Below are 13,606 nucleotides of genomic sequence, written 5' to 3'. Positions count from 1 at the left end.
ATGCCCCGGATCATCTGCGTGGCCGGAGCCCGGCCCAACTACATGAAGGTCAAACCGGTGATGGACGCACTGGAGAGGCACGGCGCCGACGTCGTGCTCGTCCACACCGGGCAGCACTACGACACGTCGATGAACGACGTCTTCTTCCGCGACCTCGGCATCCGGCCGCCCGACCGGCACCTCGGGGCCGGGTCGGGCAGCCACGCCGAGCAGACGGGCCGGGTGATGGCGGCCTTCGAACCGCTCCTCGCCGAGCTGGCGCCGGACGCGGTCGTGGTCGTCGGCGACGTCAACTCCACCCTGGCCTGCGCCCTGGTCACCGCCAAGGCCGGCCCGCTCCTCGCGCATGTCGAGGCGGGCCTGCGCAGCCGGGACTGGAGCATGCCGGAGGAGGTGAACCGGGTCGCCACGGACCGGGTCAGCGACTACCTGCTCGCCCCGTCCGCCGACGCGGCGGCGAACCTGCGGGCGGAGGGGTACCGGGAGGACCAGGTCCACGTCGTCGGCAACGTCATGATCGACACCCTGCGCGCCAACCTGGAGCGGGCCCGCAGCTCGGACGTACTGGACCGGTACGGCCTCACCCGCGGCCGCTACGGCCTGGCCACCCTGCACCGGCCCGCCAACGTCGACGACCCGGACGCGCTGCGCGGCCTGCTCAAGGCCCTGGGGCGGATCGGCGAGCGGTGCCCGCTGGTGCTGCCCGTCCACCCGCGGGCCGAACAGCGGCTGCACGCGGTCGGCGTGCCCGCCGGGATCCGCCTGGTGCCGCCCGCCGGGTACCTCGACTTCCTCGCGCTGCAGGACTCCGCCCGCGTGGTGCTCACCGACTCCGGGGGCGTCCAGGAGGAGACGACCGCGCTGGGCGTGCCCTGCGTGACCCTGCGGGACAACACGGAGCGGCCGGTCACCGTCGAAGAGGGCACCAACGTCCTCGCCGGCACCGATCCCGAGCGGATCACCGCCACCGTCCACCGGGTCCTCGACGACCCGCCCGCGCCCCGCTGCCCCGCGCTCTGGGACGGCCGGGCAGGCGAGCGCATCGCCCGCGTGCTCCTGGACGGGGGCACGGCGCGGACCCGGCCGCGGCCGACGGACCTCGTACGGGGGGCGGCGTAGCAGGCGCACCCCACCGCGACGCACCACCGGACGACACCGGACGGCGCAGCACGGCGCAGGACAGAACAGTGCAGAACAGAACAGAACAACGCAACCACGCAATGAAGGCGGCGGCGCACTCCGGACGACGCGCCGCCGCGAGGGGGAAGACCATGGATCTCGCGGAGATCTGGCGGGTCATGTGCAGACGCTGGTACGTACTGCTGCCCGGACTGCTGCTCACGGCCGCGCTGACCGCCGGCGTGTACCTGCTCGTCCCGTTGGAGTACCGCTCCCAGAGCACCGTGACGCTGCTCAACTCCAGGAAGGCCACGGAGGCCTTCGACGGCAACCCCTTCCTCAGCACCCAGGCCTCGCTGACCGGCATGGCCGACGGCCTGGCCCGCAACCTCAACTCCGACGAGTCGCGCGCCGCCCTGAAGTCCCAGGGCCTCACCGGGACATACGAGGCGAAGATCGCCGACAACGCGCAGGGCCCCTTCATGTGGCTCAGCGTCACCGGCACCGAGCCGGCCCGCGTCCTGAAGTCGGACGAGCTGCTCACCGCCTACGCCGAGAGGCGGCTGAACGAGTTCCAGGCCGCCCAGAAGGTGCCCGCGGAGGCGATGATCCGCATGGCGACGATCGTTCCGCCGCAGAAGCCGCAGGCGCAGACGAAAACGCGCGTCCAGTACCTCGCCATGGCGGGCGCGCTCGGCTTCGTGCTGAGCCTGGTCGCGACGTTCTTCGTGGAGGCCCGCGTCCGCGGCCGCGCCGACCGGGCCCGTCCGCAGGACGCGCCGTGACGGCCCCGGGGCCCGGCGCCGCGCCTCCTCAGCCGCCACCGGCCGCCGCCCCCTCCCTGGGCCGCAAGGTCGGCGCGGCCGCACGCTGGAGCCTGGTCAACACGGTCGTCATGCGCCTCGGCAACTTCGCGACCGGCATCATCCTGGCCCGGTGGTTCCTCGGCCCGGAGGCCTGGGGCGTGTACGGGCTCGCGCAGACGGTGCTGCTGGTGCTGCTCTCCGCGAACGAGCTCGGCGTCACCCTCGCGCTCGTCCGCTGGGAGGGCGACCCGCGCCGCTTCGCCCCGACCGTCCTCACCCTGAGCACCGCCGCCAGCTGCGCCCTGTACGCCGCCCTGTTCGCGGCGGCCCCGGCGGTCGCCCGGGTGCTCGGCTCGCCCGAGGCGTCCGCGGTACTCCGGGTGATGTGCGTGTGCGTCGTCCTCGACGGGCTGTCCCAGGTGCCGGCCGGCATCCTCACCCGGGAGTTCGCGCAGGGCCGCCGGATGGCCGTCGACGGCGTCAACTTCGTCCTCAGCACCGGCGTCACCCTGCTGCTGGCCGTGCAGGGCTGGGGCGCGATGAGCTTCGCGTGGGGCTCCGTCGCCGGGAACGCCGCCGCCCTCGCCGGATGCTGCCTGGCCGCGCCGGGCACGCTCCGCTTCGGCTGGGACCGGGCGCAGGCGCGTGCCCTGCTGCGCTTCGGGCTGCCGCTCGCCGGGGCGAGCCTGCTCGCACTCGGCGTGGTCAACGTCGACACCATGGTGGTGGGATCCACGCTGGACCAGCTCGCGCTGGGCTTCTACGTCCTCGCCTTCAACATGTCCGGCTGGCCGGTGCGGATCATCTCCGAGGCGGCCCGCCGCGTCTCGTTCGCCGGGTTCTCCCGGCTGGCCGAGACGCCGGGGGCGCTGGCGGACGGGTTCGCGCGGGGCCTGGGCATCGTGATGACCGGCACGGTCCCGCTGTGTGTGCTGCTCGCCGCGCTCGCCGCGCCGCTCGTGGAGCTCGTCTACGGCGCGCGGTGGCTGCCCGCCGCGGCGGCCCTGCCGTGGCTGATGGGGCTCGGCCTGATCCGGATCGGCTGCGAGCTCGCGTACGACTGCCTCGTCGCGGTCGGGCGCCGCCGGCTGCTCATCGGCGTGCAGGGCCTGTGGCTGGTCCTCCTCGTCCCGGTGCTGGTCGCGGGCGCCGGGGCGGGCGGGATCGTCGGGGTCGCCCAGGGACACGTCGTGGTGGCGGGCGCGGTCGTCGTGCCGGTGTTCCTCTACGCCCTGCGCCGGGCCGGCGTCGGCCTGGGCTCGGTCGGCCGGGCGTGCGCCTGGCCCGCGGCCGGCGGCGTCGTGATGGCCGCCGCGGTGACCGGCCTGCACCGGCTGCTGGGCGACGGCGTACCGGCCCTGCTCGCGACCGGCGCGGCCGGGACGCTCTGCTACGCGGTGTGCGTCCTGCCGAGCCTGGGACACCTGCGCGGTGCCGGACGGCGGGCACCCGCCGCACCGGCCGACAACGACGGAGGCTGACGGCCATGGCAGTGCCGGCAGACGGGAAACGCCGCACGGCGGCCTGGGCGGTGGCCGGGCTGCTGCTCGCCGCCGTACTGACCCTGTACCCGGCGGAGCACACCGGCGGCGGCACGCCGCCCGCGTCCGCGGCGTGCCCGGCAGGCAGCACACCGGACTGCCCGAAGCCCGGCGGCGGGACGCAGCCGCCCGCGGCGCCTTCCCCCACCGCTCCCTCCCCCGGCGCCGGCGCCTCCGCACCGGCCTCCGCCGCTCCCCCTGCCCCGCCCCGGGCCACCGCCCCCGGCCCGGCGGGGCCCTGCGCGTCACCCGGCGCCTGCGGGTTTCCCGACGAGCACACCACCGGGCCGCGGATCCCTCTGGAGCGGCACGACACCGGCAACATGTCCGTCAGGAAGGACGGCACGGTCATCAGGGGCTGGGACATCCGCGGCTCGCTGGACGTCTACGCCAACGACGTGACCGTCATCGACAGCCGGATCACCTCCACCAACTGGTGGGGCGTCAACCTCCGCCCGGGCTTCCGGAACCTGCGCATCCTGCACACCGAGATCACCGCCGTCCCCGGGAAGGGGCCCGACAACGGCGGCGCGAACTACGCCGTCTCCAACATGGGGACCGAGTCCGTCGAAGTCGGCTGGTGCGACATCTCCGTCTTCGGCAACGCGCTCTCCATGGGCCAGGGCCATCTGCACGACAACTACGTCCACGACATCGTGCCGTTCCGCAACAAGACCGGCGAGTGGCAGCACACCGACGCCGTCATCAGCGGCGGCGGCAACAAGGGGCGGCTCGTGGTGCGGCACAACACCCTCCTCAACCCGGTCCCCGTGGACCGCGGCGCCACCGCGGCGGTGGGCCTGTTCGCCGACACCGGCACCGTCTCGTCGGTCGTCGTCGACCGCAACTGGCTCGCCGGCGGCGCCTACACGCTCTACGGCGGCGGACCCGGCGCCACCGGCATCGAGGTGACGGACAACGTCTTCTCCACCCAGTACCACCCGCACGGCGGGGCCTACGGGCAGGTCGCCGCCTGGAACGCGGGCGGCGCGGGCAACGTGTGGCGCGGCAACCGCACCAGCGAGGGAAAGCCGGTCGTCCCGGAACCGGCCCCGTCCCCGTCCCTCACACCCGTGCCCGAGACCGCGTCCTGACCCGGCCGCGCAGACCCCGCGAACACCCCCCGCCCCGAGAGGACGACATGCGCCGCATCGCCCGCGCCCCGTGGGAGCTCCTCAAGCGGGCCTTCGGCTGGCTGGTGCTCTTCGAAGCCCGCAACAAGCTCCTCCTCGCCCCCTCGGCGCTGCGCCTGCGCCGCCTGGAGGACGCCGAGACCGCCCGCCTCGCGGCCCTGCTGGGCAGGCCGCCCACCGCCCTCGTCGCCACCGTGATCGCCACGCACCGGCGCCCCGAGGCGCTGCGGGCCGCGGTCCGCTCGGCCCTCGCCCAGACGGTCCGCGACCACGTCGTCCTGGTCGTCGACGACGGCGCCGGCCTGCCCCCGCTGCCCGCCGACCCGCGGCTGTCCGCGGTCTCCCTGGCCCGCAACACGGGTACGGCGGGCGTCGTCCGCAACGTGGGGATACGGCTGTCCCGCTCGCGGTACGTGGCGTTTCTGGACGACGACAACCTGTGGGAGCCCGACCACCTGGAGCAGGCCCTCGCCGTGCTGGAGCGGCCCGGCGGGCCCGACGCCGTCTACACGGCGCTGCGCCGGGTGCTGCCCGACGGGACGGAGCGCGACGTGCTGTCGGTGCCGTTCGACCGGCGCCGGGCCGCCCGGGAGGCCTTCCTCGACACCAACGCGTTCGTGGCGCGCCGCAGCCGTTCGCTGTACTTCAGCCGGCTGCGCCGCCCCCCGGAGGTGCTGCCGAGGGAGGACTGGGAGCTTGTACGCCGCTACGCGCGGCGGCACGAGGTCCGGCACGTCCCGCGGGCCACCGTCCGGTACCTGGTGAACCCGGAGAGCTTCTACACGGCCTGGGACGGCGCCCCGCCCGCCGGCTGACCGGGGGCGGCGGCCGCGCGGGTCACGGCCGCGGTGCGGCCCGCAGGGCGGCGCGGCCGGCGAGGGCGCGGACGGCGGCCCGGCTCGCCTCCCGGCCGAGCGCGGCGCGGGAGGCCTCCCGGAGCAGGACGGCGGCGCGGAAGGCGGCGGTCGCGGCGGCCCCGTGCCGGCGGGCGTAGAGGCGGACCCGGTTCAGGGTGAGCAGGGTCCACAGCCGCGGGGAGGCCTGCGAGTCCCCGCCGAGGTGGACGGCGGCGGCCGCGGGTTCGAGGCGGGTGGCGAAGCCCAGGTCGCGGGCGCGCAGGCAGAACTCGGTCTCCTCTGAGTACAGGAAGAACGTCTCGTCCCAGGGGCCGCAGGCGTCGAGGCAGTCCCGGGAGACGGCCATGAGGGCTCCGGTCGCCCAGTCGGCGACGGTGGCCCGCCGGTATGCCGCCGGGTCGGTGACGAGCTCGCTCCAGCGGGGGAAGCGCCCGGCGCGCCGATTGCCGATGACGGCCTCGCCGAGCGCCCGCGTCACCTGCGGCTCGCGGCGCAGCGAGTGGTGGAGCGCGCCGTCGGGGTCGTGGAGCAGGGGGACGGTGATGCCGACGCGGCGGCCGCCCGACAGGGGCGCGTCGAGGGCGTCGAGGAGGAGGCGGGCGCAGCCGGGCCGCATCCGGATGTCCGGGTTGCAGACGAGGGCGGCGCGGGGGCCTCCGTCCCAGGCCGCGGCGGCGGCGAGGGCGGCGTTGACGCCGGCCGCGTAGCCGGCGTTGCGGCCTGTCTGGACGAGGGTCGCGTCCGGGGCGAGCCGGCGGAGCAGGTCCGGGGTGCCGTCGGCGGACGCGTTGTCGGCGACGACGAGCCGCCAGTCGGTTCCGGCCATCCCCTCGGGCAGGGCCGCCAGGAACGCGGGCAGGACGCCGGCGCTGTTCCAGGTGACGGCGACGACGGCTACGGGACCGGTACGCGGTCCGGGGCCCGGTGCGGGCAGGGGGCGGTCGGCGGGCAGGGGGCGGTGTGAGGACATGGGGACTCCACGGTGGGGTGCTGCGGCGCCGCGCGCCGGAGGAAGCCGAGGTGGCTGCCGCCCGCGGCGAGCGTGAGGAAGAACATCCCGGCGAACATGGGGAAGCTGAGGCTGTCGAAGGTGGCGCTGATGACGAGGGCCACCAGGGCGGACGCGAAGAACGCCTGGCCCAGCTCGCGGTCGTTCTCGGTGCGGGCCAGGCGGCGGATCGCGCCGCCCTGGTGGATGCCGGTGAGGAAGAGCAGCAGGAGTGCGGCCAGCCCGGCGAAGCCCGTCTCCGCGAGGGTGAGCATGTACTGGTTGTCGGTGAAGAAGTACAGGTCGGGGGTGAACGTGCCGAAGCCCCGCCCGAAGAGCGGGCGCTCCTCCAGGTAGGGGACGATCGCCCCGTACTTGACGGTGCGTGCCTGGGTGCTGCTGTCGCCGTTCGAGAGGAACGAGGCGAACAGGGCGGTGATGGTCCCGATCAGCCCCGGGATCACCACCTTGAACGCGGCGACCGCCCCGCACAGCAGGCCGATCGCGGCCCACCGGCGCTCCGGCCTCCAGCGCGGCACCATCACCAGGACCACCAGCAGGACCCCGATGATCGACGTGCGGGACACGGTGAGCGGCAGGGCTCCGCCCATGAGGGCGACGGGGGCCCAGCGCCGCCAGCGGGCGAGGGTGCGGCGGGCCGGGTCGAGGGCCTGTTGTACGGCGAACGGCAGCAGGAGCGCGAGCATGCCGCCGAATTCGAGGGGCTGGGCGGTGGTGGAGCGGGGCCGGGTGAAGGAGCCGCGGTCGAGGGTGGCGATCTGCGGCACGCTGGACTGGAGGCCGGGGAGGGTGATGCTGTCCGCGATGTTGGTGGCGGTGAAGAAGTCGTAGAAGCCGATGGCGGCGACGGCCGCGCCCATGACGACCATGCGGCGCATGAGGACGTCCAGCCGGGAGCGGTCGTGGATGGCCGCGGTCGCCAGGACGACGAGGGAGACCCACACGAGCAGGCCGATGAGGCCGCGGTCGGCGCCGAGGATTTCCTTCTGGGAGCTGCCGCGGGTGGCGTTCGCCAGGTAGGAGCCGAGGACGGCGAGCGCCAGCACCAGCATGGCGGTGCGGGGCAGCCGGGTTGCGGCAGGGGGCCGGATGCGGCCGGTCAGCCAGCTCGCCAGGTACCAGAACAGGCAGAGGAGGGCGTACGCGTTGGCGGGGGTGCCGACGCCGCCGAGGCCCGGCAGGGTGAGGTTGGAGGGGATGAAGAAGGCGAGGGCGAGGTAGCCGCTGAGGAGCGCGGTGGCGTCGGGGCGGCTCCCGCGGCGGCGCCGCGGGGGGTGGTCGCGGCCGGCGCGTACGGCGGTCCGGCCCGCGGGTCCCGCGAGGCCGGGCGCTGCGGGGGCGGGTGCGGCGGCCGCGCGCCTGCGGCGGCGGGCGGTGAGGGCGCTCTCCGTGGCGAAGGAGAGGGTGAATCCGGCCGCCGTGCCGGCGATCACCACGGCGAGGACCTGCTGGTAGCGGCTCTTGAGGAGCGGCACAGGCGTCTGCGGCAGGACCACGGGCGCGGTCTGCACGAAGTAGCGGGGCTGGACGCCGGCGGCGGCCTGGAGGGCGGTCAGCTGCTCACCGGCGAAGGCGGTGAGGGTGTTGGTCTCCTCCAGGACCCTCGCACGGTCGGTGCCGGTGACCGACAGGGTCAGCATCGGGCCGGAGGCGTTCGCGGCGAAGCCGACCGTGTACGGGTCGGTCACGCCGAGCCCTTGGAGGGCGCGGGCCGCGTCCGCTCCCGACAGGGTGCGGATCAGGACGTCGGCGGTGACGACGAGCGAGCCCCCCGCGTTGGAGAGGGGGTTGCCGAAGGTCGGGGCGAGCTGGGCGACCGCCGTGGAGTCGAGGAGGGCGATCGAGCTCTGCGACTCGTACTCCACGGGCACCGAGCGGTGCAGGTGGAAGCCGGCGAGCAGGCCGAGGAGGGTGAGGGAGGCCATCACGTACCAGCGGCGGCGCAGCACCCTGCACATTTCCCGCATGTTCACGTCCGCCCCCGCAAGGTGCCGGATCCGATGGCGGGGCGCGCCGGGGACTGCGAGGATCGTGCGGGACGGAAGGATTGCCCGTGTCCCCAGGCGAGTTGGCGCGTGTGCTGCGTCGGCGCTGGTACGTCCTGCTGGCGGCGGCGGTGCTCGCCGCGGCGGGGGCCGTGCCGGTGCTGCGGCCGGAGCCGGTCCATGTGAGTTCGGCGATCGTGGTGCTGAAGCCTCCGGTGACGGGCCGGCACCCGAACCAGCTGACGAACCTCCAGCCGCCGCTGGCCGCGGTCTCCTACGCGGCGGTGCAGCAGTTGGAGTCCGCCGCGGGCCGGGCGGAGCTCCGGGCGGCGGGTGTGGCCGGGCGGTACCGGCTGATGCCGCGCAACAGCGGTACGAGCGTCACCCCGCGGTATCTGATCCCCTCGCTGCAGGTGCAGGCCGAGCACCGGGACCCGGCCGTGGCGAACGCGGTGGCCGGGAAGGTGATCGAGGCGTACGGCCGGCGTGTGGCGGCGATGCAGGACCGCCAGGGCGTGCCGGCGGGGGCGCGGATGAGCGTGGACGTGCTGGTGCCGCCCGCCGCGTCGGAGCAGCGGGGCACCAGGAGCCGGGGACTGGCCGGGGTGGCGCTGCTGGCCGTGGTGGCCGGCGTGTCGGCGGCGCTGTGGGCCGACCGGCTGCCGGCCCGCCGGAGGCGGCGGGCCGGGGAGGCCGAGCGGGTGCCGGCGGGCGCGGCGGCCGGCTGAGGGGGCCGCGGACGGCGGCCGGGACCGCCGCACGAGGCGGCGGTCCCGGTCGTGGGTGCCGTGCCGGTGGTGCCGGTGGTGCATCAGATGCCCCGCCGCTTCCACGACTGCCACCACAGCCACTCGCGCCCCCGGTCGGCGACGGCCGAGAGCACCAGCGGCTGGAGGTACGGCATGGCGCGCGCCCCGATGCGGCGCCGCCGCCGGAGGGCCCGGTACTCGGCGAGCCCGCGGTAGCCGGGCAGGCACTCGGCGGCGAAGTCCTCCAGCTCGGCGACCGGGACGAGCCCGGTGCGCCCCCGGTCGTACGCCCGGTAGGCGCGGCGCAGCGCGTACCGGGCGAGCCGGGTGCGGGCCTGCTCGGCCAGCCGGTCCCTGTCGGGGAGCAGGTCCCCGCACTTGGCGAGGACGGAGTCGAAGGCGGTCAGGCGCTGGCGCAGGTCGTCGAGCTGCCCGCCGAAGTCGGTGGTGGACATGTTGCTGCCGTGGACCCGGTAGAAGGCCTGGTCGGCGCCGCGGATGTAGCCGACGTCGGCGTGGGCGGCGAGCCGCATCCACATCTCGATGTCGCCGGCGTGCGGCAGCTGCGGGTCGTAGCCGCCGACCTTGCGCTGGAGGGCGGTGCGGACGAGGACCTCGGGGGAGGTGATGCAGCCGGTCCCCTCGCGGAAGCGCCGCTCCAGCCACCAGTGGCCGGGGTAGACGGCGGTGCCGGTGCTGCGGGTCCGGGCGTGCGGGAGCGGGCCGCCGTGGCGGAAGCGCAGCGGCCGCCCGTAGGCGAACCCGGCTTCCGGGTGGGCGTCGAGGAGGGCCGAGGCGCGGGCCAGGGCGCCGGGGACGAGCCGGTCGTCGGCGGAGAGGAGGGCGACGTAGTCGCCGTCGGCCCATTCCAGGAGGCCTTCGTTGTAGGTGGCGATGTGGCCCTTGTTCTGTTCGTGGACGTGGACCTCGATGCGCGGGTCGCCGGCGGCGAGGGCGCGGGCCGTCTCCGCGGAGTCGTCGGGCGAGGCGTCGTCGATGATCAGGACCCGGACGTCGACGCCCGGCTGTTCGTCGAGGACGCTCCTGACGCAGTCGGCGAGGAAGTGGCCGTACTTGTAGCAGGGGATCACGACGCTGACGGTGCTCACGGGCCGGCCACCTCCGTCGGGCCGGACTGCGCTGCGGCCGGCGCGGTGGTGGTGAAGACGGGGCCGACCCAGTAGTTCACGGACCCGAAGGTGTTCGTCGGGAACGCGCTGGAGGCCCCGTACCTGTAGAGGCCGTTGGCGCCGCCGCTGCCGTCGGCGGGGGCGAGGAGCGGGTAGGAGCGGTGGGAGGCGGCGAAGTAGCCGCCGTCCACGGCGTAGTTGCCGTTCGGTGCGTGGTAGGAGACCACGTAGGTCGTCCCCGCGGTGATGGGGACGGGGGTGCTGAAGGTCATCTGCTGCCAGCCGGAGAGGGTTTCGCTGCCGAAGGTGCCGGTGGCCAGGAGCAGGCCGGTGGCGGACCAGAGGCTGCCGGTGTGGGTGCCGGTGTTCCTGGGGCCCTTGTAGAAGGTGACGCCGGTGACGTAGCCGTTGACTGCGGACTGGAAGCGGGTGCCGAGTTCGACGGGGTTGGCGTCGCCGGTGACGTTCGCGGTGGCGGGGGTCGTCCCGCTGCCCCACAGGGTGCAGGGGCAGTTCACCGGGGGCGGGGTGGGGCTGGTGGTGAAGGTCCAGGTGACCGGCTGCGGCATGGTGTTGCCCCACAGGTCGGTGGCCTTGACGGACGCGGTGTAGGTGGTGTTGAGGGCGAGTTCGCCGCTCGGGGTGAAGGTGGCGCTGTCGGCGGCGCCGAGGACCTTGCTGCCGGGCACGGTCGTGCCGGCGGCGTCCTTGACGGTGAACTCCAGTGCCTCTGCGTCGACGGCGGTGCTGAAGGTGGCGGTGACCGCGGTGGTGATGGCGGTGCCGGTGGCCGCGGACTGCGGGGTGGTGCCGGTGACGGTGGGCGGGTTCGTGCTGGCGGTCGAGGTGTCGAGGACGGCGTCCACCCAGTAGTTGCTGCCGCTTGCGGCCTTGTTCGGGAAGCCGCCCGAGGAGCTGTAGCGGTAGACGCCGTTGCCGCCGTCGGTGCCGCTGCGCAGGGCGGTGAGCGGGGCGAGGCCCGCCGCGGCCTCGGCGAAGGTGTTGTCGAAGGAGTAGCCGCCGTTGGGGGCGAAGTACGAGGCGATGTACGTCGTGTCGGGTTTGATCGGGATCGGGGAGGAGAAGTTCAGCTGCTGCCAGCCCGAGGCCGTCTCGTTGGTGAACGTGCCGGTGGCGAGCCGCTGCCCGGTCGCGGACCACAGGCTGCCGGTGTGGGTGCCGGTGTTGGCGGGCGACTTGTAGAAGCGGACGCCGGTGATGGATCCGGGCACGGAGGAGCGGATCTTCACGCCGAGTTCGACGGCGCTGCCGTCCCCGGCGTTGACGGTCCCCGGCACGGCCGCCGCCGGCCACACGGTGCAGGGGCACTGCTGGGGCCCGACGGTGAGCTGGATGGTGCTGGTGGGGCCGGTGTTGACGCTGTCGTCCACGGCGCGGACCTTGATCTGGGCCGGTCCGGGAGTGGTCGGGGTCCACTGGTGGGTCCAGGAGGCGACGCCGTCGGCGGCCTTCCAGGTGGTGCCGCCGTCGGTGGAGACCTCGACGCGGGCGACGACCCCGCCGCCGCTGTCGGCGGCGGTGCCGGTGACGGTGACCGGCCGCAGTGCGGGCACGGTGGCGCCGCCGGCCGGGGCGGTGACGGCGACCGCCGGTCCCGCGGTGTCCGCCGAGGCGGTCGCCGGGACGAGGTCGGACTGGAGGGAGCCGGGCTGGACGCCCATGTCGGCGAAGACGTTGACGGTGGCCTGCTGCATGCGCTTGTCGGCGGTGACGACGGTGTCGTCGGGGTTGTGGACGGGCATGTTGGTCAGGCCCCACGACCACTGCACGGTCCCGGCCCCGAAGACGAGGGCGCGGGAGTCCGGGTCCCGGAAGGCGACCAGGCTGTGGGTGGCCTTGCCATTGCCGTAGGTGTTGCCGTAGTCGAGGCGGAGCTTGCCGTCGTCGATGTCGACCGTGGTGGAGGAGAGCTGGATCTGGCCGGGCGGGCGGGCCGCGTCCTCCACGTCGCTGTCCCATTCGTAGCCGAGGGTGCCGGCCGGGAAGACGGCGGTCTGCGAGGGGCTCAGGTCCGCGACGCTGGTGTTGCGCCAGATCCGCATCCCGGCGAACCTGCCGGGGACGGTGATCGCGTCGGCGCGGTAGCCGTTGACGCTGAACAGGGAGCCGGTCAGCTGGTTCTGCGGCTGGTAGGGCCGGCCGTCCGCGGCGCTGGCGGGGTCCATGAAGGTGCCCGTCCAGATGCCGCTGGGATCGGGGATGCCGTTCGGCTGCGGGAAGGAGAGCTTGGTCTCCTTGTAGCAGACGAGGGTCCGGTCGGCCGTGCCGGTGCCGTCGATGCTGGGGGCGAGGCGGGTCTTCCAGAAGATCTCGTTCCCGCTGAAGTACGTCTGGTGGACGCCCGCCTTCCGGGCTTCCAGGGCGTGGGTGAACTGCTCCTGCGTCCAGTACTCGTCGTGGCCGGAGGACATGAACACCTTGTGGTTGCGCAGCAGGGTCGCGCCGCGGGTCGACATGTCGATGCCCGAGATGTAGCTGACGTCGTAGCCGTTGCGTTCCAGCCAGGCGATCATCTGGTACTCGGAGCCGTAGATGCCGTTCTCGCCGCCGATGTCCATCGGCCGGTTGTAGCTGACCTCGTAGGCGCGGCCGTCGGGTGCGGGCCCGGCGCCGTCGTAGAGGTCCTGGCCGCCGTAGTTGTTGTACGCCTGCCAGGTCTGGTCGCTGGTCTGGACGACGATGTCGGAGCGGCTCGCGTCGTTGCGGACGACGAACGGATAGGGCATGACGCCGTTGCCGTCGGCCTGGTCGAAGTTGGCGAGGTACAGGCCGGAGACGGCGTCGGCCGGGACGGTCCAGGTGGCGGTGACGGGCCAGTTGCCGCAGTCGACGAGGCCGGTGGCCGGCTTGGTGGTGCAGGCCGCCGGGCTGCCTCCCGCAGCCACGTTCGCCGGGTGGGTCTGGGCAGCCTGCGCCGCGGTCGACATCAGGCGGGCGCCGTCGCCGCCGTAGTGGCCGAGCCGGTACACCGACACCCGGTACGGCGTCGGCGACTGCACCTTGAACTGCACGGTGTCGCCCGCCTGGACGCTCATCCGGGAGGTGAAGCCCTTGATGTCGCCGTAGGCGCCGGGGGCGAACCAGTCGGCCATCGGCGTGCCCGGCTTGGAGTTCTCGCACACGATGGCGTTCGCGGTGGGCCCGCAGGGGTCGGCCGCCCCCGCCACGGCGGACGGGGGCAGGACCGTGGCCAGCAGGGCGGCCACCACGGTGAGGAGGCCGTACCGCAGCAGCCTTGTCCGATCTTTCATCTGTA

General features: G+C 74.3%; 10 protein-coding genes. 6 read left to right on the top strand and 4 right to left on the bottom strand.

Going from position 1 to position 13,606, the window contains the following annotated elements; translation table 11 throughout:
- From wecB to MUK52_RS29360, 5 genes are all read left to right on the top strand, one after another.
- Window positions 1–1,119 carry a non-hydrolyzing UDP-N-acetylglucosamine 2-epimerase gene (wecB, locus tag MUK52_RS29380; RefSeq protein ID WP_114056139.1) on the top strand — a complete coding sequence of 373 codons (1,119 nt, stop codon included), beginning with the start codon at window positions 1–3 and terminating at the stop codon, window positions 1,117–1,119.
- A gap of 152 nt (window positions 1,120–1,271) precedes the next feature.
- A complete protein-coding gene (locus MUK52_RS29375; protein WP_284581454.1) occupies window positions 1,272–1,904 on the top strand; it encodes a YveK family protein in 633 nt (210 codons plus the stop codon).
- A complete protein-coding gene (locus tag MUK52_RS29370; RefSeq protein WP_246042589.1) occupies window positions 1,901–3,406 on the top strand; it encodes an oligosaccharide flippase family protein in 1,506 nt (501 codons plus the stop codon). Before MUK52_RS29375 ends, MUK52_RS29370 begins: the two co-directional genes overlap by 4 nt.
- Window positions 3,407–3,411: 5 nt before the next feature.
- Complete coding sequence (locus MUK52_RS29365; protein WP_284581453.1) at window positions 3,412–4,560, top strand: hypothetical protein; 1,149 nt, start codon at window positions 3,412–3,414, stop codon at window positions 4,558–4,560.
- 47 nt (window positions 4,561–4,607) lie between these two features.
- The gene (locus MUK52_RS29360; protein WP_114056141.1) at window positions 4,608–5,414 is read left to right on the top strand and encodes a glycosyltransferase family 2 protein; all 807 of its coding nucleotides are present in this window, start codon (window positions 4,608–4,610) and stop codon (window positions 5,412–5,414) included.
- Between the two features lie 22 nt (window positions 5,415–5,436).
- On the opposite strand, the gene MUK52_RS29355 is transcribed toward MUK52_RS29360, so the two are convergent.
- Both MUK52_RS29355 and MUK52_RS29350 read right to left on the bottom strand, forming a co-directional pair.
- Entirely contained in the window at window positions 5,437–6,426 is a 990-nt protein-coding gene (locus tag MUK52_RS29355) for a glycosyltransferase (RefSeq protein WP_114056142.1), read from the bottom strand.
- Window positions 6,351–8,423: an O-antigen ligase family protein gene (locus MUK52_RS29350; RefSeq protein ID WP_284581452.1), complete on the bottom strand. Its 2,073-nt coding sequence runs from the start codon at window positions 8,421–8,423 to the stop codon at window positions 6,351–6,353. Before MUK52_RS29350 ends, MUK52_RS29355 begins: the two co-directional genes overlap by 76 nt.
- A 95-nt stretch (window positions 8,424–8,518) precedes the next feature.
- On the opposite strand from MUK52_RS29350, the gene MUK52_RS29345 reads away from it, so the two are divergent.
- Entirely contained in the window at window positions 8,519–9,178 is a 660-nt protein-coding gene (locus tag MUK52_RS29345; protein WP_284581451.1) for a hypothetical protein, read from the top strand.
- Window positions 9,179–9,261: 83 nt separating this feature from the next.
- Here the strand turns inward: MUK52_RS29345 and MUK52_RS29340 are convergent, their stop codons facing one another.
- Together MUK52_RS29340 and MUK52_RS29335 are read right to left on the bottom strand one after the other, a co-directional pair.
- Complete coding sequence (locus MUK52_RS29340; protein WP_284581450.1) at window positions 9,262–10,308, bottom strand: glycosyltransferase family 2 protein; 1,047 nt, start codon at window positions 10,306–10,308, stop codon at window positions 9,262–9,264.
- Window positions 10,305–13,601: a DUF4082 domain-containing protein gene (locus tag MUK52_RS29335; protein WP_284581449.1), complete on the bottom strand. Its 3,297-nt coding sequence runs from the start codon at window positions 13,599–13,601 to the stop codon at window positions 10,305–10,307. The genes MUK52_RS29340 and MUK52_RS29335 overlap by 4 nt, the downstream gene beginning before the upstream one ends.
- Window positions 13,602–13,606 lie beyond the last annotated feature (5 nt).

This window comes from Streptomyces sp. 2P-4 (assembly GCF_030167965.1).
GTDB lineage: Bacteria > Actinomycetota > Actinomycetes > Streptomycetales > Streptomycetaceae > Streptomyces > Streptomyces globosus_A.
This window is presented reverse-complemented; position numbering and strand designations above follow the sequence as displayed.

Coding starts and splice junctions, on each gene's coding strand:
- MUK52_RS29375 (WP_284581454.1), top strand. CDS start 1,272: ATGGATCTCGCGGAGATCTGGCGGGTCATGTGCAGACGCTGGTACGTA.
- MUK52_RS29335 (WP_284581449.1), bottom strand. CDS start 13,601: ATGAAAGATCGGACAAGGCTGCTGCGGTACGGCCTCCTCACCGTGGTG.
- wecB (WP_114056139.1), top strand. CDS start 1: ATGCCCCGGATCATCTGCGTGGCCGGAGCCCGGCCCAACTACATGAAG.
- MUK52_RS29355 (WP_114056142.1), bottom strand. CDS start 6,426: ATGTCCTCACACCGCCCCCTGCCCGCCGACCGCCCCCTGCCCGCACCG.
- MUK52_RS29360 (WP_114056141.1), top strand. CDS start 4,608: ATGCGCCGCATCGCCCGCGCCCCGTGGGAGCTCCTCAAGCGGGCCTTC.
- MUK52_RS29350 (WP_284581452.1), bottom strand. CDS start 8,423: ATGTGCAGGGTGCTGCGCCGCCGCTGGTACGTGATGGCCTCCCTCACC.
- MUK52_RS29365 (WP_284581453.1), top strand. CDS start 3,412: ATGGCAGTGCCGGCAGACGGGAAACGCCGCACGGCGGCCTGGGCGGTG.